Annotated in this window: 18 protein-coding genes; 7 read left to right on the top strand and 11 right to left on the bottom strand. The window is 72.0% G+C overall.

Features of this window, described 5'->3' with window-relative positions; translation table 11 throughout:
- Positions 1–17: 17 nt before the first annotated feature.
- Complete coding sequence (locus ACGFIB_RS30065) at positions 18–881, top strand: chitosanase (RefSeq protein ID WP_393376489.1); 864 nt, start codon at positions 18–20, stop codon at positions 879–881.
- Between the two features lie 77 nt (positions 882–958).
- Here ACGFIB_RS30065 and ACGFIB_RS30060 read toward each other — a convergent pair whose 3' ends face one another.
- The 5 genes from ACGFIB_RS30060 to prcB form a co-directional block, all read right to left on the bottom strand.
- Positions 959–1921, bottom strand: coding sequence for an FKBP-type peptidyl-prolyl cis-trans isomerase (locus ACGFIB_RS30060; protein WP_357266569.1), 963 nt, complete (start codon positions 1919–1921; stop codon positions 959–961).
- Between the two features lie 71 nt (positions 1922–1992).
- Positions 1993–3351 (bottom strand): Pup--protein ligase, encoded by a 1359-nt coding sequence (pafA, locus tag ACGFIB_RS30055; RefSeq protein ID WP_142572558.1) that lies wholly within the window; start codon positions 3349–3351, stop codon positions 1993–1995.
- A 70-nt stretch (positions 3352–3421) separates the two neighbouring features.
- Entirely contained in the window at positions 3422–4108 is a 687-nt protein-coding gene (locus tag ACGFIB_RS30050) for a hypothetical protein (protein WP_393376487.1), read from the bottom strand.
- A gap of 126 nt (positions 4109–4234) precedes the next feature.
- Positions 4235–5068 (bottom strand): proteasome subunit alpha, encoded by an 834-nt coding sequence (gene prcA / locus ACGFIB_RS30045; RefSeq protein WP_189105040.1) that lies wholly within the window; start codon positions 5066–5068, stop codon positions 4235–4237.
- A 21-nt stretch (positions 5069–5089) separates the two neighbouring features.
- Positions 5090–5926 carry a proteasome subunit beta gene (prcB, locus tag ACGFIB_RS30040; RefSeq protein ID WP_229689875.1) on the bottom strand — a complete coding sequence of 279 codons (837 nt, stop codon included), beginning with the start codon at positions 5924–5926 and terminating at the stop codon, positions 5090–5092.
- Positions 5927–6208: 282 nt separating this feature from the next.
- On the opposite strand from prcB, the gene ACGFIB_RS30035 reads away from it, so the two are divergent.
- From ACGFIB_RS30035 to ACGFIB_RS30020, 4 genes are all read left to right on the top strand, one after another.
- On the top strand, positions 6209–6334 hold the full coding sequence (locus tag ACGFIB_RS30035) for a hypothetical protein (protein WP_393376485.1): 126 nt from the start codon (positions 6209–6211) through the stop codon (positions 6332–6334).
- On the top strand, positions 6331–7602 hold the full coding sequence (locus tag ACGFIB_RS30030; protein WP_393376483.1) for a CehA/McbA family metallohydrolase: 1272 nt from the start codon (positions 6331–6333) through the stop codon (positions 7600–7602). Before ACGFIB_RS30035 ends, ACGFIB_RS30030 begins: the two co-directional genes overlap by 4 nt.
- A 146-nt stretch (positions 7603–7748) precedes the next feature.
- Positions 7749–8960 carry a Gfo/Idh/MocA family protein gene (locus tag ACGFIB_RS30025; RefSeq protein ID WP_393376481.1) on the top strand — a complete coding sequence of 404 codons (1212 nt, stop codon included), beginning with the start codon at positions 7749–7751 and terminating at the stop codon, positions 8958–8960.
- Between the two features lie 10 nt (positions 8961–8970).
- Positions 8971–11886, top strand: coding sequence for a glycoside hydrolase family 38 N-terminal domain-containing protein (locus tag ACGFIB_RS30020; protein WP_393376479.1), 2916 nt, complete (start codon positions 8971–8973; stop codon positions 11884–11886).
- Between the two features lie 398 nt (positions 11887–12284).
- Here the strand turns inward: ACGFIB_RS30020 and ACGFIB_RS30015 are convergent, their stop codons facing one another.
- Entirely contained in the window at positions 12285–12494 is a 210-nt protein-coding gene (locus ACGFIB_RS30015; protein WP_142572552.1) for a ubiquitin-like protein Pup, read from the bottom strand.
- A gap of 306 nt (positions 12495–12800) precedes the next feature.
- On the opposite strand from ACGFIB_RS30015, the gene ACGFIB_RS30010 reads away from it, so the two are divergent.
- Positions 12801–13853, top strand: a complete 1053-nt coding sequence (locus tag ACGFIB_RS30010; RefSeq protein ID WP_142572550.1) for a serine/threonine-protein kinase — start codon at positions 12801–12803, stop codon at positions 13851–13853.
- A 137-nt stretch (positions 13854–13990) separates the two neighbouring features.
- On the opposite strand, the gene ACGFIB_RS30005 is transcribed toward ACGFIB_RS30010, so the two are convergent.
- The 3 genes from ACGFIB_RS30005 to ACGFIB_RS29995 all read right to left on the bottom strand — a co-directional run bounded on the left by ACGFIB_RS30005 (position 13991) and on the right by ACGFIB_RS29995 (position 16408).
- Entirely contained in the window at positions 13991–14317 is a 327-nt protein-coding gene (locus ACGFIB_RS30005) for a PepSY domain-containing protein (RefSeq protein WP_393376477.1), read from the bottom strand.
- An 80-nt stretch (positions 14318–14397) separates the two neighbouring features.
- Positions 14398–15711, bottom strand: a complete 1314-nt coding sequence (locus ACGFIB_RS30000; RefSeq protein WP_393376475.1) for a sensor histidine kinase — start codon at positions 15709–15711, stop codon at positions 14398–14400.
- 4 nt (positions 15712–15715) lie between these two features.
- On the bottom strand, positions 15716–16408 hold the full coding sequence (locus ACGFIB_RS29995) for a response regulator transcription factor (protein WP_191052862.1): 693 nt from the start codon (positions 16406–16408) through the stop codon (positions 15716–15718).
- Between the two features lie 93 nt (positions 16409–16501).
- On the opposite strand from ACGFIB_RS29995, the gene ACGFIB_RS29990 reads away from it, so the two are divergent.
- On the top strand, positions 16502–16981 hold the full coding sequence (locus ACGFIB_RS29990) for a hypothetical protein (RefSeq protein WP_393376473.1): 480 nt from the start codon (positions 16502–16504) through the stop codon (positions 16979–16981).
- Between the two features lie 43 nt (positions 16982–17024).
- Here the strand turns inward: ACGFIB_RS29990 and dop are convergent, their stop codons facing one another.
- Entirely contained in the window at positions 17025–18542 is a 1518-nt protein-coding gene (dop, locus tag ACGFIB_RS29985) for a depupylase/deamidase Dop (RefSeq protein WP_142572519.1), read from the bottom strand.
- Positions 18543–18617: 75 nt separating this feature from the next.
- Complete coding sequence (locus ACGFIB_RS29980) at positions 18618–19901, bottom strand: acyltransferase family protein (RefSeq protein WP_393376471.1); 1284 nt, start codon at positions 19899–19901, stop codon at positions 18618–18620.
- Positions 19902–20177: the final 276 nt, after the last annotated feature.

Below are 20177 nucleotides of genomic sequence, written 5' to 3'. Positions count from 1 at the left end.
AGAACGGAGCGACGCACGTGAAAGACCCGCTGACCAGGCGCACTCCCGGGCGCGCGGCTCTGCTGCTCGTGGCCGCCGCGGCCGTACTCCCCGCGAACGCGGCGGTAGCCGGCACCGGCGGCCCGGCCGCCGCCGGGGAGACCGTGAAGGTGGCGGTCGAGGCGGTGCCCGCCGACCTCACGTACCCGGAGAAGAAGGAGATCGCGATGGAGCTGGTCTCCAGCGCGGAGAACTCCTCACTCGACTGGAAGGCCCAGTACAAATACATCGAGGACATCGACGACGGGCGCGGCTACACCGCCGGGATCATCGGCTTCTGCTCGGGCACCGGCGACCTGCTCGACCTGGTCGAGCTCTACACCGCGCGCAGGCCCGGCAACGTGCTGGCGAAGTACCTGCCCGCGCTGCGGAAGGTGAACGGCACCGACTCGCACCGGGGGCTGGACCCGCACTTCCCCAAGGACTGGCGCGCCGCCGCCGCGGACCCCGTGTTCCGGCAGGCGCAGAACGACGAGCGCGACCGCGTGTACTTCGATCCCGCCGTGGCCCAGGCCAGGGCCGACGGCCTGCGCGCGCTCGGGCAGTTCGTCTACTACGACGCCATGGTGATGCACGGCCCCGGCAGCGACCCGGTCAGCTTCGGCGGCATCCGGAAGGCGGCCATGAAGAAGGCGAGGACCCCGGCGCAGGGCGGCGACGAGGTCGCCTACCTCAACGCGTTCCTCGACGCCCGCAAGGCCGCGATGAAGACCGAGGAGGCGCACGGCGACACCAGCCGGGTCGACACCGCCCAGCGGGTGTTCCTCAAGAACGGCGACCTCGACCTCGACCCGCCGCTGCGCTGGAAGGTCTACGGCGACAGCTACCAGATCCTCGGCTGACGCCCGTACGCGAACGCCCGTACGGCAAGAGCCCCTCCCACCACCCGGTGAGAGGGGCTCTTGGCGTTGCGTCGCCGTCAGGCCGCGCCGAGGACGTCCACGACGAAGACAAGCGTGTCGGTGCCCTTGATGCCGCCCTGCGCGTTGCCCTCCTTGCCGTAGCCGAGGTCCGGCGGGATCGTGATCAGGACGCGGCTGCCGACCGGGACGCCTGTGAGGCCCTGCGCCCAGCCCTTGACGACCTGGTCGAGGGCGAACGTCGCGGGCTGGCCGCGGTCCCAGCTGGAGTCGAACTTCTTGTCGGTGCCCCAGATCTTGCCGATGTAGTGGGCGAGGACCGTCTGCCCGGCCTTCACCTCCGGGCCGCCACCCTTGATCATGGTCTTGACGACCAGCTTCTTGGGCGCCTTCTCATTGGTCTTGGTGGTCAGCTCCGGGGCCTTGTCTCCGCCGGCGCTCCCGACCTTCACACCGTTCACGGCGGGGTCGACGGCGGTGCCCTGGACGGCCTTCATCGCGGCCGACACCACGTCGATGACCAGCACCTGGGACGAGGCGTCGAAGTCCTGGCCCTGCTGCTTGGCCTGCTCGGCCTGCTCCGCGCTCAGGTTGTCCTTGGCGACCACGGCCATCACCCGGCCGCCCGGCTTGGCGCCCACCAGCGCCTCGTGCAGCGCCTTGGGCAGCTGCGGGCTGACCGAGACGAACTCCGACTTGCCCTGGTCGTAGTCGGAGCCTGCCGCCTTGTTCTCCTTGCCGTCCCAGTTGTAGACGGTGACGTTGGCGGTGAGGACGTCGCCGTCCTTGGCCGGGGTGCCCTGGCCCTCGATGACCTTGATGGAGGCCGACGTGAGCGAGGGCTTGCCCGCCGGGAAGGTCAGGGTGGGCTTCTTGCCGACCTCTCCCGTCACCTTGATGGCCGAGGCGGCGGCCTGGCCACTCGAGGTGGGGCTCGCGCTGGACGCGGTCTTCTGCGCGGTTCCGCACGCGGCGGCGAGCAACAAGGGCAGGGCGGCGACGAGTGCCGTACGACGGCGCATATGGGAATCCTCAAACAGACAGCGGGTCCGGGCTAGGCTACCCGAACCCGCTGTCAGAGCGGTGTAAGAGATCACATACCCGCGATGAGCTTCTCGACTCTCTCGTCGACGCTGCGGAACGGATCCTTGCACAGGACCGTCCGCTGGGCCTGGTCGTTGAGCTTCAGGTGGACCCAGTCGACGGTGAAGTCGCGCCGCTTCTCCTGGGCCTTGCGGATGAACTCTCCGCGCAGCTTGGCCCGTGTGGTCTGCGGCGGAACCGACTTGGCCTCGAAGATGCGCACGTCGTCGGCCACCCTCTCGACGGCCCCCCGCTTCTGCAGGAGGTAGAACAGCCCGCGCTTGCGGTGGACGTCGTGGTAGGCCAGATCGAGCTGCGCGACGCGCGGCGACGACAGCGGCAGGTCGTACTTCTGTCTGTAACGTTCAATCATCTGGTATTTGGTCACCCAGTCGATCTCCCGCGAGACGAGGTCGAGGTCGCCCGTGTCGACCGCCCGGAGCGTGCGCTCCCACAGCTCCAGCACCCGCTTGGCGATGGCGTCCCCGCCGCGCCGCTCGACGAAGTCCTGCGCCTTGGTCAGGTACTCCTGCTGGATCTCCAGCGACGAGGCCTCACGGCCGTTGGCCAGGCGCACCCTGCGCCTGCCCGTCATGTCGTGGGACACCTCCCGGATCGCCCTGATGGGGTTCTCCAGAGACAGGTCGCGCATCACCACACCTGCCTCGATCATGCGCAGCACCAGGTCGGTGGCGCCGACCTTGAGCAGCATCGTGGTCTCGCTCATGTTCGAGTCGCCCACGATGACGTGCAGCCTGCGGAACCGCTCGGCGTCCGCGTGCGGCTCGTCGCGGGTGTTGATGATCGGCCGGGACCGCGTGGTCGCCGAGGAGACGCCCTCCCAGATGTGCTCGGCCCGCTGGGAGACGCAGTAGACGGCTCCGCGCGGGGTCTGCAGCACCTTGCCCGCACCACAGATGATCTGGCGGGTCACCAGATAGGGGATCAGGACGTCGGCCAGCCGCCCGAACTCCCCGTGCCGGCCCACGAGGTAGTTCTCGTGGCAGCCGTAGGAGTTGCCGGCCGAATCGGTGTTGTTCTTGAACAGGTAGATGTCTCCCGCGATGCCCTCCTCGCGGAGCCGCTTTTCGGCGTCCACGAGGAGGCCCTCCAGGATTCGCTCCCCCGCCTTGTCGTGGGTGACCAGCTCCACGACGTTGTCGCACTCAGGGGTGGCGTACTCGGGATGGCTGCCCACGTCCAGGTAGAGACGTGCGCCGTTGCGCAGGAAGACGTTGCTCGATCGGCCCCAGGACACCACTCGCCGGAACAGGTACCGCGCCACCTCGTCCGGCGACAGCCTCCGCTGCCCGCGGAACGTGCAGGTGACGCCGTACTCGTTCTCCAGCCCGAATATGCGTCGATCCATCACCTCACACTATTCCCATAAACCGGCGGGCGAACAGTGATCAGGCGGTGGGAATGCCGAGAAGGAGAGGTCAGGCCGCGTAAATCTCCGCGACCTTGACGATCTGCCCGCCCTGAACGGTGATGAGCGCCCGAAGGTCGCCCGCGTCGGCCCGCAGGACCAGCTTGTCCCGTGAGCAGCGCTGGGTGCCGAGGTACTCGCTGTCGATGGTCTGGTCCTTGCCGTCGCAGCCGACCGCGCTGAGGAACACGACGTTCTTCGCGATCGGCGCGGCGAAGGCCGTGACGTCGCCCTCCGGCGGCCCCTCGAAGTGGCCGCTGGTGCTGCCGCCGTACTCCTTGACGAACTTGACGGGCCGGTACTCCGCCACGTTCTCGTCGTGCATGGCGACCAGCTGGCCGCGTACGACACCGTTGCTGCTGGGGCTGAGCCCCTTGGTGAAGTCGTGCCCGGGGTCCGACTGGAGGGTCCCGCCGAACGGCGCCGGGGTCTTGTCGGTGATCGGCGGCCCGGCCTTGACCGGCTTCTGCGTCGGCGCGGTGGTGCCCGAGTCGGTGGGCGTGTCCGCCGCCGGGGTGCCGGAGGCCACCGGGTCGGCGGACGGCTCGGCGGGCGACGCCGGGGCCGTCACCGTCACGGTGGCGGTCACCGTGGGCGCGGCCGAGGTGCCGGAGGCTCCGGAGCATGCGGTCAGCGACAGGAGGGCGACGGCGGCGGCCGGAAGGCCCGCTCGCCGGAAGAGATCAGAAGTCGTCATAACGGGATGAGGGTAGCGAAATCGGGGATTGGCTGGACCGAAACGCCCGAGCCGGCCCTATGACACGGCGGCGCCGCGCCCCTGCCGGGGGCGCGGCGCCGCCGTGCGTACGGACGGGGGGCCGGGCTACTCGCCGGAGCCCGTGTCGATGTCTCCGTCTGGGGCGATCGGCGGGGCGGTGTCAGGGGCCTGCTCCGCCTGTGCCTGCTGTGCCTGCTCTGCCTGGACCTCCTCGGCGGCGGGCTGCCGCGCGCCCCCCTGGCTCTCCTTGGCGGCCTCCAGGAGCTTTTCCAGACGGGGCCCGGTCAGGCGCAGGAACTTGCGGTGCTCCCTGCCCCTGTCGAGGACGGCGACCTCGATCTGGGTCACCGGGGGACGCTCGCCGCCCGGCTCGGTCAGAGCCGCCAGCGCGGCGTCGAGGGCCTGCGGCAGCGGCAGTCCCTCGCTGTAACGCTCCTTCAGGCGCCCTCCGACGGCCTCGGCCTGGCCGCCGATCACGGCCATGCCCTGCTCGTCGAAGACGGAGCCGTCGAAGGTGATCCGGTAGATCTGGTCGTCCTCGGCCGCCTCGCCGACCTCCGCGACGACGATCTCGACCTCGAACGACTTGATCGACTCGGTGAAGATCATGCCGAGGTGCTGGGCGTACAGGTTCGCCAGGCCGCGGCCGGTGACGTCGGTGCGGTTGAACGTGTAGCCGTTGATGTCCGCGTAGCGGATGCCGGCCAGGCGGAGCGACTCGAACTCGTTGTAGCGCCCCACCGCGGCGAAGCCGATGCGGTCGTAGATCTCACTGATCTTGTGCAGCGCCTTGGACGGGTTGGGCGCCACGAACAGGATGCCGTCGGCGTACTGCATCACGACCACGCTGCGACCGCGCGCGATGCCCTTGCGGGCATACTCCGCCCTGTCCCGCATGATCTGCTCGGGCGAGGCATATCCTCCGAAGGGGATGGACACCGGGGGTGATCCTCTCTTGGGTTAGCGCAGCGGCGCGGTCGGGCCTTCGGGGGCGGTCATCCGCCTCTCCAGCATGGACTCCACGAATTCGGCGACCTCGTCGTCCGGGAGGCGACGGAAGCCGTCGTCGGTGATGACGGACACGACCGGCCAGATCTTCCGCATCACGTCGGGGCCGCCGGTCGCCGAGTCGTCGTCGGCGGCGTCGTAAAGGGCGTGCAGGCAGGCCAGGACGGTGTCCTGCGGGCTGGAGTTCTCCCGGTAGAGCTTCTTGAGCGAGCCCCGGGCGAAGATCGAACCCGAGCCGATCGAGTGGAACTCCCTCTGCTCGTACGGCCCGCCGCCCACGTCGTAGCTGAAGATCCGCCCCGTGCCGTGGGACGGGTCGTAGGCCGCGAAGAGCGGCACGACCACGAGGCCCTGCATGGCCATGGGCAGGTTTCCGCGGATCATGGTGGCCAGGCGGTGCGCCTTGCCCTCGGTCGACAGCGAGCGACCCTCGGTCTTCTCGTAGTGTTCCAGCTCGACCCGGTAGAGCCGGGCCAGCTCCAGGCCGGTGCTCGCGGTGCCCGCGATGCCCATGCAGGAGTAGTCGTCGGTGCGGAACACCTTCTCGATGTCCCGCTGCGAGATGATGTTCCCGGAGGTCGCACGCCTGTCGCCCGCCATCACCACGCCACCGGCGCAGGTCGCCGCGACGATGGTGGTCGCGTGCGGGATCTCGTCACCCACCGGCGCCGCCAGCGACTCGTTGCGGGCGGGATGCAGGTTCGGCGCGTGCACGCCTAGGAACTCCGAGAACGACGACGATCCCGTATATGTGAAGAGGCTGTTCACCCAGGCTGGCTGAGATGCCACGCGACTCCCTCCAAGCATGCGTTGTCACTACGCCCGACCATACTCAGGTCTCAGCGCTGCTTGCACTCTTCCCGATCAGCTCAGCGCGAACCAGACATCCCGCAAGAGGCCGGGCGCGCGTCCCTCGCCCGTTCGCCGGAACCGCTTCTTTACGTGTCGATGATCGTGTGCGAGGGTCGGTTCGTCCGTACGTCGGGTCCGGACGGCCGCGCCCGCGGTGCGAGCCGGAGGTGACGGACCCCCGGAGCCCGGAGAGAAGGGGCCTTCCGGGGGAAGGTGGCGGTGGTGGAGAACCTCGGCACGGCCCATCTCGTCACGCTGGAGTGCACGGACCGCCCGCTGCGGGCGGCGCCCCGCCCGGGCCGGGCACTGCTCCACCGCGACGGCGCCCCGGTGGGTGGCGCGTGACGACCGGGGCCGCGATCAGCGGGACGTGGACGCTGGACGACCGGCTGGCCGGGCCGGTGGCGGAGGTGCCGGTGGAGGTGCGGCCCGGCACGGCCGCCCTCACGGTGCGCCTGTCCTACGACCGGTCGGCCGGCGTGCTCGACCTCGGCTGCGCCGGGCCTGCCGGGTTTCGCGGCTGGTCGGGTGGCGCGCGCTCCGAATACACCATCACCCCGTCCTGGGCCACCCCCGGCTACCTGCCCGGCGAGATCGAGCCCGGAGTGTGGCGGGTGCTGGTCGGGCTGCACCGGGTGCCCCTCGGCGGCCTGCCGTACGAGATCCGGGTGATCAGGCACGTGCGGCCGCCCGCCCGGCCGCGCCGGCGCCGCGCCCGCTTCTCCCGCGTGCCGGGGCCCGTCCCGCCGGAGCCCGCCGCCGTACGGCGCCGGCTGCCGTCGCCGCCGGGATACCGCTGGCTCGCCGGGGACCTGCACGCGCACACCGACCACTCGGACGGGACGCTGAACGTCTACGAACTGGCCGGTGTGGCGGCCGCGGCCGGGCTGGACTTCCTCGCGGTGACCGACCACAACACCGTCAGCCACCACCTGGAGCTGGCGGCGGCCTCGGCGCTGGCCGGTCTCGTGCTCGTGCCGGGGCAGGAGGTGACCACCGACCTCGGGCACGCCGGCGCGCTCGGGGACGTCGGCTGGATCGACTTCCGGCGGCCCCCCGACGAGTGGGCGAAGGCCGTGCGCGACCGGGGCGGGGTGCTGTCGGTCAATCATCCGGTGGCGGCCGACTGCGCCTGGCGGCACCCGATGGCCGACCGGCCGCGGGTCGTCGAGCTGTGGCACTGGAGCTGGTGGGACCGCAGCCGGGGCGCGCCACTGGCCTGGGCGCAGGCCTGGACGCACGGTCTCGCCGGCGACCCGGACGGCGATCTGGTGGTGGTGGGAGGCGGCGACTACCACCGGCCCGAGGAGGGTCATCTGCCCGGCGCGCCGACCACGTGGGTGCTCGCCGAGGGCGACGGCCGCGGTCCCGAGGCGGCCGGGGCGGTCGTGCGGGCGGTGGCGGAGGGGCGGACGGCGGTGTCGGCCTCCCCCGGCGCCCCGCTGCTGCTGCGGCTGGAGGACGAGTTCCTCGCCGTTGACGCCGACGGGCTGGTGCTGTGGGGCCCGCAGACCCGGCGGATGGTCAGGGGGGACCTCGCCCTCCTGCCCGCCCATCCCGGGGTGCACCGGCTGGAGACGCACGCCAACGAGGTGGTCGCCCTGTGTAGCTAGAAGCGTGTAGCTAGAAGCGTGTAGTTGAAAGCGTGTAGCTGACGCCGTGTGGCCGGCACGTGTAGCCGGCCGCATGTGGCGGGGGTTGCGCTCCACCACCGATGGGGAGGTGCAGGGCAGGTCGCCGAGCGGAGGAGGGTGAGGACGTGGAGACGGTGAAGGTGGGGATCGCCGGGCTCGGCGTGGTCGCACAGGTCGTCTACCTGCCCCTGCTGGCGCGGCGGCGCGACCTGTTCCGGATCGCGGCCGTGTGCGACCTCGACCGCGGCCACGCGGAGACGGTCGGCCGGGAGGCGGGCGTCCCGGCGTACGACGACCCGTCGGCGATGCTCGACAAGGGCGGGTTCGACGCGCTGATCGTGCTCACACCGGGGTCGCACGGGCCGCTGGTGCGGGCCGCACTCGAACGCGGCCTGTGGGTGCTGTGCGAAAAGCCCCTCGCCTACAGCCGGGCCGAGCTGAGCGGCTTTTCCGGCGAACGGCTGATGACCGGCTACATGAAGCAGTACGACCCGGCCTCCCAGCGACTGCTGGAGGCGCTGCACGAGGCCGGCGGGCCGGAGGTCGTCCGCCATCTGGACGCCACCGTGCTGCACCCGTCGGAGGAGTCGCAGTTGCTGTTCGCCCGGGCGCGGGCCGGACATCCCGCGCCCGAGCGGATGGCCCCCTACGCGGAGGCCGACGAGCGGGCCCTCACCGCCGCGCTCGGCACCTCGTCGGAGCGGCTGCGGCGGCTGTACGCCGAGGTGCTGCTGAGCAGCCTGTGCCACGAACTGTCGCTGATACGGCTGTTCACGGGGTCTCCCGACACGGTGGACCACGTGGCGGTGTGGCCGGTGGAGGCGTTCCCGCCGTCTCTGGAGGTGAGCGGGACGCTCGGAGGCGAGTGCTCCGGCAGGTACGGCATCCGCTGGCACTACCTGCCGAGCTACCCGGCCTACCACGAGGTCATGACGCTGCACCATGAGCACGGCTCGCTGGAGCTGCGCTTCCCCTCCCCTTATCTGCTGAACGCGCCCACCCGGCTGACGGTCACCTCCCGGATCGGCACGACCGAGCGGACGGTCGTCAACGAGGACGTCGCCGAGGCGTTCGAACGCCAGTTGCGCGCCTTCCACCGCTTCGTCACCCAGGAAGAACCGCCGCTCACCGGACTCGGCGGGGCCCTGGAGGATATCGTCACGGCGCAGCGAATCGTGCACCGGTACGCGCGGTGGGCGGGCATCCCCATCGGCGGCGAGTGCGCCCAGGAGGTCGACGGCGCCCTGCGGGAGCGGGCCACTGGGACCGGCAGCGGCTACGCCGAGGAGGACGGGAGTGGAGCCAGCGGTCACGCCGAGGAGAGCCTCAGCAGATAGCGACAGGATCGTGGTGGTCCCGCACACGCACTGGGACCGGGAGTGGTATCTGCCCTTCCAGCGGTTCCGGGTCGGGCTGGTGCGGGTGCTCGACGAGGTCCTGGACGCCATGGCCGCCGACCCCGCCTACCGCTTCACGATGGACGGCCAGCTCGCGCCGATCGAGGACTACCTGGAGATCCGGCCCGCGCGGCGCGGCGACGTCGCCCGCTTCGTCGCCGAGGGACGGCTGGCCGTCGGGCCCTGGCTGATCCTCGCCGACGAGTTCCTGTGCTCGGGCGAGACCCTGCTGCGCAACCTGGAGTACGGCATGCGGGGCGCCGCCGCGCTCGGCGGCGCGATGCCCATCGGCTATCTGCCCGACCAGTTCGGCCACTGCGCCCAGATGCCGCAGATGCTGGCGCTGGCGGGGCTGCGCCTGGCGTGCCTGTGGCGCGGCGTGCCCGCGCACGTGGACCGGGACGCCTTCGACTGGACCGGCGCCGACGGCACCACGATCAGGACCCGGTATCTGCCCGGCGGCTACGGCAACGCCTTCGGCCTGTTCACCGGCCCGGCCGAGGGCATGCCCGGCCGCGTGGCGGCCTTCGTCTCCACGGCGGAGGGCTGGGCGTCCGGTGACACCCTGCTGGCGATGTACGGCGCGGACCACTCGGCGCCGGCCCGCGAGATCACCGCGTCGGGGCTCCGCGTCGCCACCCTCGCCGAGGCCCTGACCGCCGATCCGGCGGAGGGAGAGGTGCCGCGGGTGGCGGGCGAGCTGCGCTCACACGCGCGTGCCTGCATCCTGCCCGGCGTGGTCTCGGCCCGGGTGCCGCTGAAGCAGGCGATGGCCCGCACCGAGCGGACCCTCACCCGCTACGCGGAACCGCTGTCCGCGCTGTGGCTCGCCGACCGGTCCGCCGGTGAACGCCTCATCGACATGGCCTGGCGGTCGGTCATCGCCTGCAGCGGGCACGACTCGATCACGGGGTGCGGTTCGGACGAGACGGCCCAGCAGGTGGCCGCGAGGATCGCCGAGGCCGGGCAGACGGCCCAGGCGGTCGTGGACCTGGTCGCGGCGTCCCTCGCCGAGGCCGCGCCGAAGGGCGCGCTGGTGGTCGTCAACCCGTCCCCGTTCGAGCGGACCGGCCTGGTGCTCGCCGACCTGCCGGAGGACCGCACGTCCCTCGTGGACGCCTCCGGGCGGGTCGTCCCCGTGCAGCGGCTCGAACACGCTCCGACCCTGCTCGACGAGACCGTCATGGACGACCTCTCCCGGCTTCTCGGGCGCGTCCACGAGCGGGAACTGTACGGCCAGGAGATCGTGTCCTGGCACGCCGGGGACGGCGTGTTCACCGTCACCGTGAGCAGGCACGCCTCCGGCGCGTACTCCTACGAGGACCTGCGCCGGGCGGTCCTCGACGCCGGTCCCGGGCCGTGGGTCGTCCGTACGGTGGCCGAGCCCGTGGTCACCGTGGCGGCGCTGGTCACCGTGCCGCCGCTCGGCCGTGCCGTCCTCACCCCCCGTCCGCCGGCGCCCGCCCGGCCGGCTCCCGTCGCGAACGCCCTGCGGACCGACCCGTACGGATTCGAGCCGGTGCTGGACAACGGGCTGCTGCGGGTGCGCGTGGCCGACGACGGGACGCTCTCGCTGCGCGGCGCGGACGGGGTGGAGGTCCACGGCGTCGGTCGGATCGTCCACGGCGGGGACATCGGGGACACCTACAACCACGCGCCCCCACCGGACGACCGGCTCCTCGACCGGCCCTCCCGGGTCGTCGTCGAGGAGATCTGCGCGGGCCCGCTGACCGGGGCGTACGAGATCATGCGGGTGTACGACTGGCCGGCCGGCCTCGAAGGCGACGGCGACGAGACCGTGCCGACGGCGGTCACGACCCTGGTGGAGCTCAGGGCGGGCGAGCCGTTCGCGCGGTGTGAGATCACCATGGACGTGCGCTGCCGCGACCACCGCGTCCGCTGGCACGCGCCGCTGCCACGCGCGGCGGCCGAGTCGTACGCCGAAGGGCAGTTCGCCGTGGTGCGGCGCGGCCTGACGGCCGAGGGCGTGAGCGAGAACGGGGGCGGGGGCGGGGGCGAGAACGGGGGCGGCGAACGCCCGATCCCGACCTTCCCCGCCGAGTCCTTCGCCGCCGCCGGCGGCCTGGCCGCGCTGCTCGACCACGTCACCGAATACGAGATCGTCCGGGACGAAGTCAGCGGGGACGAGATCAGCGGGGACGGGACCGAGATGGCGCTCACGCTCGTGCGGTCCGTCGGTTACCTGTCCAGGAACCGCAACCCCTACCGGGACGAGCCCGCCGGGCCCGAGGTGCCCACTCCGGCGGCCCAGTGCCAGGGGCCGCTGACCGTGCGCTTCGCCGTCCTGCCGTACGCGGGCGAGTGGTACGAGGCCGGGCTGCCGAGGCTCGCCGAGGAGTTCCGCCACGACCTGCCGGGCATACCGGGCACCGGCCCCGCCACGGCGGGGGACGTGAACGGGGACATGGACGTGAACGGGGACGGCCCGGACGGAGGCGGTCGCCTCGCGATCAGCGGGGACGGCGTCATGATGGCCGCTCTGCGCGAGCGGGACGGACGGCTGGAGGTCCGCCTGGTGGCCGAGCATCCCAGGGCCACCGAGGCGGTCATCCGGGGAGATTTCACCGCGGCCTGGACGGCCGGCGTGCCGGGCTCTCCCCTGAGCCCTCTGGAGGTGTCCCGCGACGAGCTGTTCGGCGACGCGCCGTTCCCCGGCGACGGGGCGGACGGGCGGGGGCCCGCGGAATCCACGGGGCCGCCAGACTCCCCGGGCGCTCCAGGCTCCCCGAACGCTCCGGACTCCCCAAGCGCTGCGAGCTGCCCGGGGTCCCCAAGGTCGTGGCGGACGGTGCGCGTCCCTCTGACTCCCTTCGAGATCGTGACCGTTCATCTCGGCAGAGCCTGACGCCCGGCCCCGCCTCGACGAGGCGGTCACGAGGTCAGTCATAAGGCCACTTCACGGCACCCCATCACAGGCACCGCTTCACCGGCACCGCTCCCCACTTCACGCGCCCAGTTCAGGGGCCCCGCTTCATGGCCCGGTGGAACCGGACCGCCCGCCGGCGTCGCCCAGCGGGTCATCGTCTGCCGCGTCGTCTACCGCTCGTCTGTCGCTCGTCTGTCGCTCGGCTATCAGTCGTCTGGCGCTCGTCTGTCGCATCGTCGCCGAGGGCGGCTTTGTGCGCCCGCCATCGCGGTGCGGCGGCGAGTGCGCTCAACGGCGTTCCCGCGCCCGACGACGGCCCTGCCGGGGGAAGTTCCCCCCGGCGTGGCCGCCACCGGCCCGGACGCCTTCCGCCCGGGCTACTGCCCGCCCTTCTGCACGTAGGAACGGACGAACTCCTCCGCGTTCTCCTCGAGGACCTCGTCGATCTCGTCCAGGATCGCGTCCACGTCGTCGGTGAGCTTCTCCTGACGCTCCTGAACGTCCGGGGACGCCTGCGCCTCGGTCTCTTCGACTTCGTGCTCCTGGCGCCCTGTCTGCTTCTGGCCGCCGGTCTCCTTGGTCGCCATCCCTGACACCTCCGCTGCTCGGGGGGACGCCTCTCCCCATATCTTCCCCGAACCGACCGACAATGCGCGCGAAAGAGCGTGCGATCTTCGGCCGGACCCCTGTGGCCACACAACCCGGTGGGCGCCGGGAAGGCAAACGCGCGGGGATCGCGGCCCTGCGGCGGGCATACCGGCCCGCGGGAACCGTCGTCGTTAGACCGGATCGTTATCGACCTCACACTCCCCGTGGCCGCCTTTCGGCGCAGAGCGACCGCGTCCGGGACGACAATTGATGGATCACGGCACGACCTAGCGCACGGGTGGTCGATGGCATCGCACGCACGGCAACTGCTGGCGGATCGGTACAAGCTGCTGACGCCCTTCCGTCGCGACGGCGGCGGGATCATGTGGCAGGCACACGATCTGCGCCTCAAGCGCGACGTCGCGATCAAGGAAGTGCAGCCGCCGTACCGCGTGGACGTGGCCGACCTGCCGGCCGCCCGCAGGCAGGCGCTGGGAGAGGCCCGCTCCGCGGCCCGGCTCAGTCACCCGGCCGTCATCACCGTGCACGACCTGCTGGAGGACAAGGGCCGGCTCTGGATCGTGACAGAGCTCCTGCGGGGCCTCACGCTGGGCGCCACCGTCCGCCACCTCGGCCGGCTGCCGGTCCACTGGACCGCCTGGGTGGGCTTCCAGCTCCTGTCGGGCGTACGGCACGCGCACGCGATGGGCGTCGTCCACGGGGACATCCGGCCCGCCAACGTCATGCTGACCGAGGACCGGGTGGTCCTGACCGACTTCGGCATCGCCGCCTTCGACCGGGATTCCGGGGGGTCGGCGACCGTGCCCGTGGGGCGGTCCGGCGCCTACCTCGCCCCCGAGCGGCTGCGTGGGAAGGGCCTGGCCCCCGCCGCCGACCTGTGGTCGTTCGGCGCCACGCTGTACTGCGGTGTCGAGGGGCGGTCTCCGTATCCGGCGACGGAGTCGCTGCCGGACGCGGCGCTGCTGGGCCGCGAGCCCGAGCCGCCGCGCCGGGCGGGGATCCTGCGACCCCTGATCGAGGGCCTGCTGCGCCACGACCCGGACGAACGGCTCACCGTCGAGCAGGCGATGCCCGTGCTCGTGGACGTGTTGCGGCGGCAGGGCATCCCGGCGGCGGCACCGGGCCGTACGGCCGCCGGCGAGTTGCCCAGCCGCACCGCGCCCAAGCCGAGCGGGGCGCACCCCCACGGCCGCTCCTCCGGCCACGGATGGCCCCTGGCGCCCGGGGAGCTCACGACCGGGCACTTCCACGACGCGGAGTCCCGCCGCCGGGACAATCCCTACTTGCCGGCCCTCACGACCGGGCCCCGCCGGCCCGGGCCTCCGCGCCTCCCGTAGACCCCGTAGCCCCCCCGTGGCCCCCGGGCCGGCCGGGTTCGCGGCGTCGAGGGACGGACGGGACTCGCCGGACGACTCCCCGGGGTACGCGGCCGGGGCGCCGCCCGTGCGCGCCTTCCTGCGATCAGCCGTCTTGATCAGTCGTCGTGGTGGACGCGGAACTTGACGATCCGCCCGGTCGCGATCGCGACGTGGACCTCGTACTCCCTGTGGCCCTTGCGCAGCTCGACCTCCCAGGTGCGGTAGCCGTGCTCCCACTCGCGTTCGACCTCGGTCACCCGCGCGCCGGGCACCCGCCTCGTCGCGATCGCGATCGCCTGGCTCCGGGTGACCGAGGTCTGGGAGACGGAAGCCGAGGCGGTCGAGGAGAAAGCGGCGGGGGCGGCGGCGACGGCGGTTGCCCCTGCGGGCAGGGCGGCGAGGGTGACGGCGGCGGTGAGAGCGATCTTGATTGTCTGTCTCATGCCCCGAGGTTCGCGGCGATCATGCTATGGCCGCGCTAAGCGGTCCCTAACGCTTGGCTCGCACCTGCCGGCCGCGCACTTCAGCCGTCGAGCCGCTGCTCGCCCCGCGCGACCGGGCTGCCCAGGAGCAGGCGCACCTCGGCGCCGCCGAGGTCCGATCGGCCGACGGCCAGCGAACCGCCCGAATCCTCGGCGGCACGGCGGGCGATGTCCAGCCCGAGTCCGGTCGAGCCCGCGCCGCTCTCCCCGCGTCGCGGTGGATCGCCCGGGCCGAAGCCGGGCCCGGCGTCCGAGATCGTCAGGGACACCCCGCCACCCGGCCGGGAGGTCAGGCGCACGCGGAAGGACGCCCCGTCGGGGGTGTGCGCGAAGACGTTGCCGAGGAGAGCGTCGACGCAGCCGGCCAGGTCCTCGGCCGGGACCGCCACCGGCAGCGGGCCGGGCACGAGGTCGAGTGCGAAGGTCCTGGACTGGTCCTCCGCCAGCACCGACCAGAACTCCGCTCTGTCGCGCACGACCGCGACGGCGTCGCAGGAGGCCCGTTCCCGCGACCGCCGCCGCACATCGTTGATGACGGCGGTGACCGCTCGCTCCAGCGCGTCCACGCGGGCCTCCATCCTGGCCGCCTCGCCGGGATCGGTCAGCGACTCCGCTTCGAGCCGCAGGCCCGTCAGAGGGGTGCGGAGCCGATGCGAGACGTCCGCCACCGTCTCGCGCTCCTCCGCGAGCAGGTCGGAGATGCGTCCCGCGAGGTGGTTGAGGGCCAGGCCCGCCGTACGGACCTCGGGCGGACCCTGCGGGGTCGCCCTGGCGGTCAGGTCGCCCTTCGCGAGGCGGTGGGAGACCTGGGCGAGCGCCGTGGTGGGCCGCACGACGGCGCGGGCGAGGCGGTCGGCGACCAGGATGCCGAGCCCGACCAGGGCGACCCCGAGGATCAGCAGCGCGAGCCACGTCCGGTGGACGCCGCGGTCGAGGTCGCCGTCCCCGAGGAAGGCGCGGACGACGGCGGTGCCGCCCGGCGCCCCCTGGACCGCCACCAGGATCTCCCGGCCGCCCGGCGCCGCCGCGGTCAGGCTCCGGCCGCGCGCGGCGAGATCGACGGCGCGGGTGCGGGCCGCCGCGGCCCCGAGCACACGGCCGTCCGCGAGGAAGACCGTGACGGGATGTCCGCTCGACGCGCCCGCCTGCTCCGCGGTCAGCCGCAGCGTCTCCTCGTCCGCCGCGTCGGCGTCCATCGCGCCGACGGCCACCGCGACGGACTCGGCGGCCCGGCTCGCGGAGGCGACGGCCTCGCTGCGCGCCACCGACCGCACCAGCAACGCCAGCGGCACCAGCAGCGACACCAGGACGAGCGACGTGGTCGCCGCGACGAGGACCGCGAGCCAGCGCCTCATCGGCTCACTCCCCGGGCGAGGACGGCGCGGTCAGGCGCACCCCAACCCCGCGGACCGTCTGGAGATAGCGCGGTCGCTGGGCGGTCTCGCCGAGTTTGCGGCGCAGCCAGGAAAGATGGACGTCGACCGTCTTGTCGGTGCCTCCGTAGGGGAGGCGCCAGACCTCGGTGAGCAGCTCGCGTTTGGTGACGACCTGCCCGGCGCGGGCCGCCAGATAGTGCAACAGGTCGAACTCCCGCGGCGTCAGGTCCAGCGCCGCGCCGTCGAGCGTCGCCTCCCTGGTGCCCGCGTCCACCCGCAGCGTCCCCACCGACAGGGAGGTGTCCGTACGCCCGGTGCCGACCCGGCGCAGCACGGCGCGGATGCGTGCGTCGAGTTGCGCGGCGCTGTAGGGCTTGACCACGTAGTCGTCGGCGCCGGCGTCGAGCAGGCGGACCATGTCGGCCTCCCCGTCCCTGGCGGTGGCGACGATGACCGGGACGCGGCTCACCGCGCGGAGCATGCGCAGCAGGTCGGCGCCGTCCATGTCGGGCAGGCCGAGGTCGAGCACGATCAGGTCGGGGCGGTCCTCGACGGCCGACCGCAGGCCGTCGAGTGCGGTGGGGGCGGAGGAGACGGCATGGCCGCGATCACGCAGGCTCCGGGTGAGGGAGGTGCGGATGGGGGCGTCGTCTTCGATGAGCAGCACGCTTGGCATTTGAGCGTTACGGTAGCCGCCCGGCGGAACCGGCATAAGTCCGTTATCCGGGCCTTAGCAATCCCTTAGCGTTCGGGGTGGAACAGTAGCGGCGTGCACAGCCGCCTCGTACTCGCCGTCGCCGGGTGGCTTCTGGCCGCCGCCCTCGCCATCGGTACGGGCGTCGCCGTGCTCGGCCTGCTCGGCCGGCCGCTGACGGGCCCGGCGGAGCGGCCGATGACGGCCGAGGAGATCCGCCTCGCGCTCGCCCGCGACACCCCGGTCCCGCCCTCCCCCGCTCCCGCCGACGCGGCGCCGGTGGACGTCTCCGGCGGCCAGACGCCGGGCGCCGTGCCCGCGACAGGACGCAGGCTCATCTCCACGGGGGCGGGCAGCCTGATCGCCCGGTGCGACGGCGGGCTGGTCCGGCTCCAGTCGTGGACCCCGGCCCAGGGTTTCGAGGTGGACGACGTCGACCCGGGGCCGGACGACCGCGCCCGGGTGAAGTTCGAGTCGGACGAGAGCGGTCTCGAGATCGAGGTGCGCTGCGCCGGCGGCGTGCCGGTCCCCCGGATCAGCCGGCACGACGACTGACCGGGTCATGGCGGGTCATGACCCGGTCAGTGGCCGATCTCGCTCAGCTCTCGCCGGTGAGGGCGGCGACGAGGTCGGCGGCCGTACGGCACCGGTCGAGCAGATCGCCCACATGCGCCTTGGTGCCGCGCAGCGGCTCCAGGGTCGGCACGCGCTGCAGCGACTCGCGGCCCGGGATGTCGAAGATGACCGAGTCCCAGGAGGCGGCGGCGACCGACTCGCTGTACTGCCGCAGGCACCGCCCGCGGAAGTAGGCCCGGGTGTCGGTGGGCGGCATCTCGACCGCCCGGTCGATGTCCTCGTCGGTCACCAGGCGCTGCATGCGGCCCCGGGCGACCAGCCGGTTGTACAGGCCGCGGTCGGGGCGGATGTCGGAGTACTGCAGGTCGACCAGTTGCAGCCGCGGATGCGACCACGGCAGGTTGTCGCGGGTGCGGTAGCCCTCCAGGATCTCCAGTTTGGCGACCCAGTCGAGCTCCCGGGACAACTGCATCGGGTCCTCCGCGAGCCGGGTGAGCACCGACTCCCAGCGGTTGAGCACGTCCTTGGTGAGGTCGTCCACGCCTGAGCCGAAACGGTCCTCGACGTACTTGCGCGCCTGCTCCAGGTATTCCATCTGCAACTGCACGGCGGTCATCTTCCGCCCGTTGCGCAGCGCGATCTCGTACTTGCAGGTCGGGTCGTGGGAGACCGCGCGCAGCGCCGCGACCGGCGACTCGGGGGTCAGGTCGATGGTGAGGAACCCCTCCTCGATCATCGCCAGGACCAGCGCCGTCGTACCCAGCTTCAAATATGTCGAAATTTCCGACATGTTGGCGTCGCCGATGATCACGTGCAGCCGCCGGTACTTCTCCGGGTCCGCGTGCGGCTCGTCGCGAGTGTTGATGATCGGCCGCTTGAGCGTGGTCTCCAGCCCGACCTCGACCTCGAAGAAGTCGGCCCGCTGGCTGATCTGGAAGCCCTCGCTGCGCGAGTCCTGGCCGATGCCGACCTTGCCCGCGCCGCAGACGACCTGCCGCGACACGAAGAACGGCGTGAGGTGCCTGACGATGTCGGCGAACGGCGTCGCGCGGCGCATGAGGTAGTTCTCGTGGCAGCCGTACGACGCGCCCTTGGCGTCGGTGTTGTTCTTGTACAGCTGGATCGGGGCGTTGCCGGGCACGGAGGAGGCCCGCACGGCGGCGTCGTACATCACCCGCTCGCCCGCCTTGTCCCAGATCACCGCGGCCCGGGGGTTGGTGCACTCCGGTGTGGAGTACTCCGGATGCGCGTGGTCGACGTAGAGGCGCGCGCCGTTGGTGAGGATCACGTTGGCGAGCCCGAGGTCCTCGTCGGTGAGCTGGCTCTGGTCGGCCACCTCACGGGCCAGGTCGAATCCTCGGGCATCGCGGAGCGGGTTCTCCTCCTCGAAGTCCCACCGAGCCCGGCGAGCCCGGGCGGCCGACGCCGCCAGGTACGCGTTGACGACCTGTGAGGAGGTCACCATCGCGTTCGCTCCCGGTTGACCGGGCACGGCGATGCCGTACTCGGTCTCGATGCCCATCACCCGCCGAACCGTCATTCGCACCCCGCCTGCTTCAGGCCGTCGTAGTCATATCCGAGCCTAGCCCTTTCTCTATGCCCTGCTACCGAACAGTTACGGCACAGATGCCTCGGGACTTTGCGCCGGAATGGCCGCCGTAGTCCGAGAACTACCCCCGCGACCCCGGGGACGCGACCCCCGGAAGCGTTCGAGCAGGGCCCCCAGCCTGGCGCGAAGCCAGCGCTGACCAGGCTTGTCCACCATACGGTAGATCAGGTAGCCGAGTCCGATCGAGATCCCCATCGTGATCGCGACCAGCGGCCACGGGTCGATCACGTCCCGGTACGCGGGGATGACGACGGCCGAGACCGTCTGGTGCACGAGATAGAGGGGATACGTGAGTGCCCCGAGCGTCACGAGGCGACGCCAGCGCACCCACCGCAGCCAGCCGAGGGCGACCGCGGCCATCAGGAGGTAGACGACCGTGATCGCGACGACGACGGCCTCGGGAGGCGCCGGGTAGTGCTTGATGCCGACCAGGCGCACCCGCTCCCCCACGCGCTCCATGGCCGCGTACAGGGACATTCCGTAGCCCGCGGCCACGAGCAGCCACGGGACGAACGCCCCCGAACGCACCCCGAAGCGGTGGATCAGGAAGAAGGCCATGCCCGCGATGAAGTACGGCGCCTGCCTCGGCATGAAGACGAAGACCAGGGTCTCGTTCTGGGTGAACTCGGCCAGCAGCGCCAGGCCGACCCAGGCGGTCAGGAACACCAGGCAGCGCCGCAGCGTGATCCCCACAAGGGAGAACAGCGCCATGAGGACGTAGAACCGCAGCTCCACCCAGAGGGACCAGAAGACGCCACCGGCATGGCCCACGCCGAAGGCCCCCTGGAACATGGTCAGGTTGAGCAGATACTCGCCGTCGCCGAGCTTGGGGTCGAAGCCGGCGACCCCGCTGAAGCGGTACATGATGAAGATCATGAGCACGGCGAACCAGTACGCCGGATACAGCCGCGACACCCGGGAGACGGCGAACTCCCCGACCGAGTGCCCCCAGACGCTCATCAGGATGACGAACCCGCTGATGAGGAAGAACAGCTCGACGCCGAGGATGCCCAGCGTGGTCAGGCGGGCGACCGGCTCGAAGAGCTTGGTGGGGTACTCGTCCCACAGCGATTTACTGGCCGCCATGAAATGGAAGGACATGACGGCGAAGGCGGCCACGAAGCGCAGGACGTCGAGCTCGACCAGCCGGCGGCTCCTGACGGCCGCGGCGGCGCCCCGCACGGGGACCGCGTTCGGCGCGGCCGGGGTCGGAGCGGACCGGGGCGGAGCGGACTGGGTCGGAGCGGACTGGCGCACGGGCTGTGTCACCGGATGGTTCACAGCGGTCATCCGCGCGAGCCAAGGAAGATCATGCCTTCTTTGACGTGATCAGTCCGGGTTTCGGTTCCCTCAGATCACGATCGTCACCAAAGGTCCCTTGTGTCCCGCCCGCTGCCCCCTTTCCGCGTACCGGTTTTCCGGCGAAAAGGGCCGGAAAACCGGAGGAGGGGGGGGGGGGGGGCGGGGGGGGGGCCCCCCCCCCCCCCCCCCCCCCCCCCCCCCCCCCCCCCCCGCCCCCCCCGCGGGGGGGGGGGGGCCCCCCCCCCCGCGGGGGGGGGCCCCCCG

It is taken from the genome of Microbispora bryophytorum (assembly GCF_043197435.1).
Classification (GTDB): domain Bacteria; phylum Actinomycetota; class Actinomycetes; order Streptosporangiales; family Streptosporangiaceae; genus Microbispora; species Microbispora bryophytorum.
This window is presented reverse-complemented; position numbering and strand designations above follow the sequence as displayed.

Excerpts from the sequence above, each read along its gene's own strand:
- ACGFIB_RS29995 (WP_191052862.1), bottom strand. The coding sequence starts at position 16,408 with ATGCCAAGCGTGCTGCTCATCGAAGACGACGCCCCCATCCGCACCTCC.
- ACGFIB_RS30000 (WP_393376475.1), bottom strand. The coding sequence starts at position 15,711 with ATGAGGCGCTGGCTCGCGGTCCTCGTCGCGGCGACCACGTCGCTCGTC.
- ACGFIB_RS30060 (WP_357266569.1), bottom strand. The coding sequence starts at position 1,921 with ATGCGCCGTCGTACGGCACTCGTCGCCGCCCTGCCCTTGTTGCTCGCC.
- ACGFIB_RS30010 (WP_142572550.1), top strand. The coding sequence starts at position 12,801 with ATGGCATCGCACGCACGGCAACTGCTGGCGGATCGGTACAAGCTGCTG.
- ACGFIB_RS29980 (WP_393376471.1), bottom strand. The coding sequence starts at position 19,901 with ATGACCGCTGTGAACCATCCGGTGACACAGCCCGTGCGCCAGTCCGCT.
- dop (WP_142572519.1), bottom strand. The coding sequence starts at position 18,542 with ATGACGGTTCGGCGGGTGATGGGCATCGAGACCGAGTACGGCATCGCC.
- ACGFIB_RS30015 (WP_142572552.1), bottom strand. The coding sequence starts at position 12,494 with ATGGCGACCAAGGAGACCGGCGGCCAGAAGCAGACAGGGCGCCAGGAG.
- ACGFIB_RS30005 (WP_393376477.1), bottom strand. The coding sequence starts at position 14,317 with ATGAGACAGACAATCAAGATCGCTCTCACCGCCGCCGTCACCCTCGCC.
- pafA (WP_142572558.1), bottom strand. The coding sequence starts at position 3,351 with ATGGATCGACGCATATTCGGGCTGGAGAACGAGTACGGCGTCACCTGC.
- ACGFIB_RS30050 (WP_393376487.1), bottom strand. The coding sequence starts at position 4,108 with ATGACGACTTCTGATCTCTTCCGGCGAGCGGGCCTTCCGGCCGCCGCC.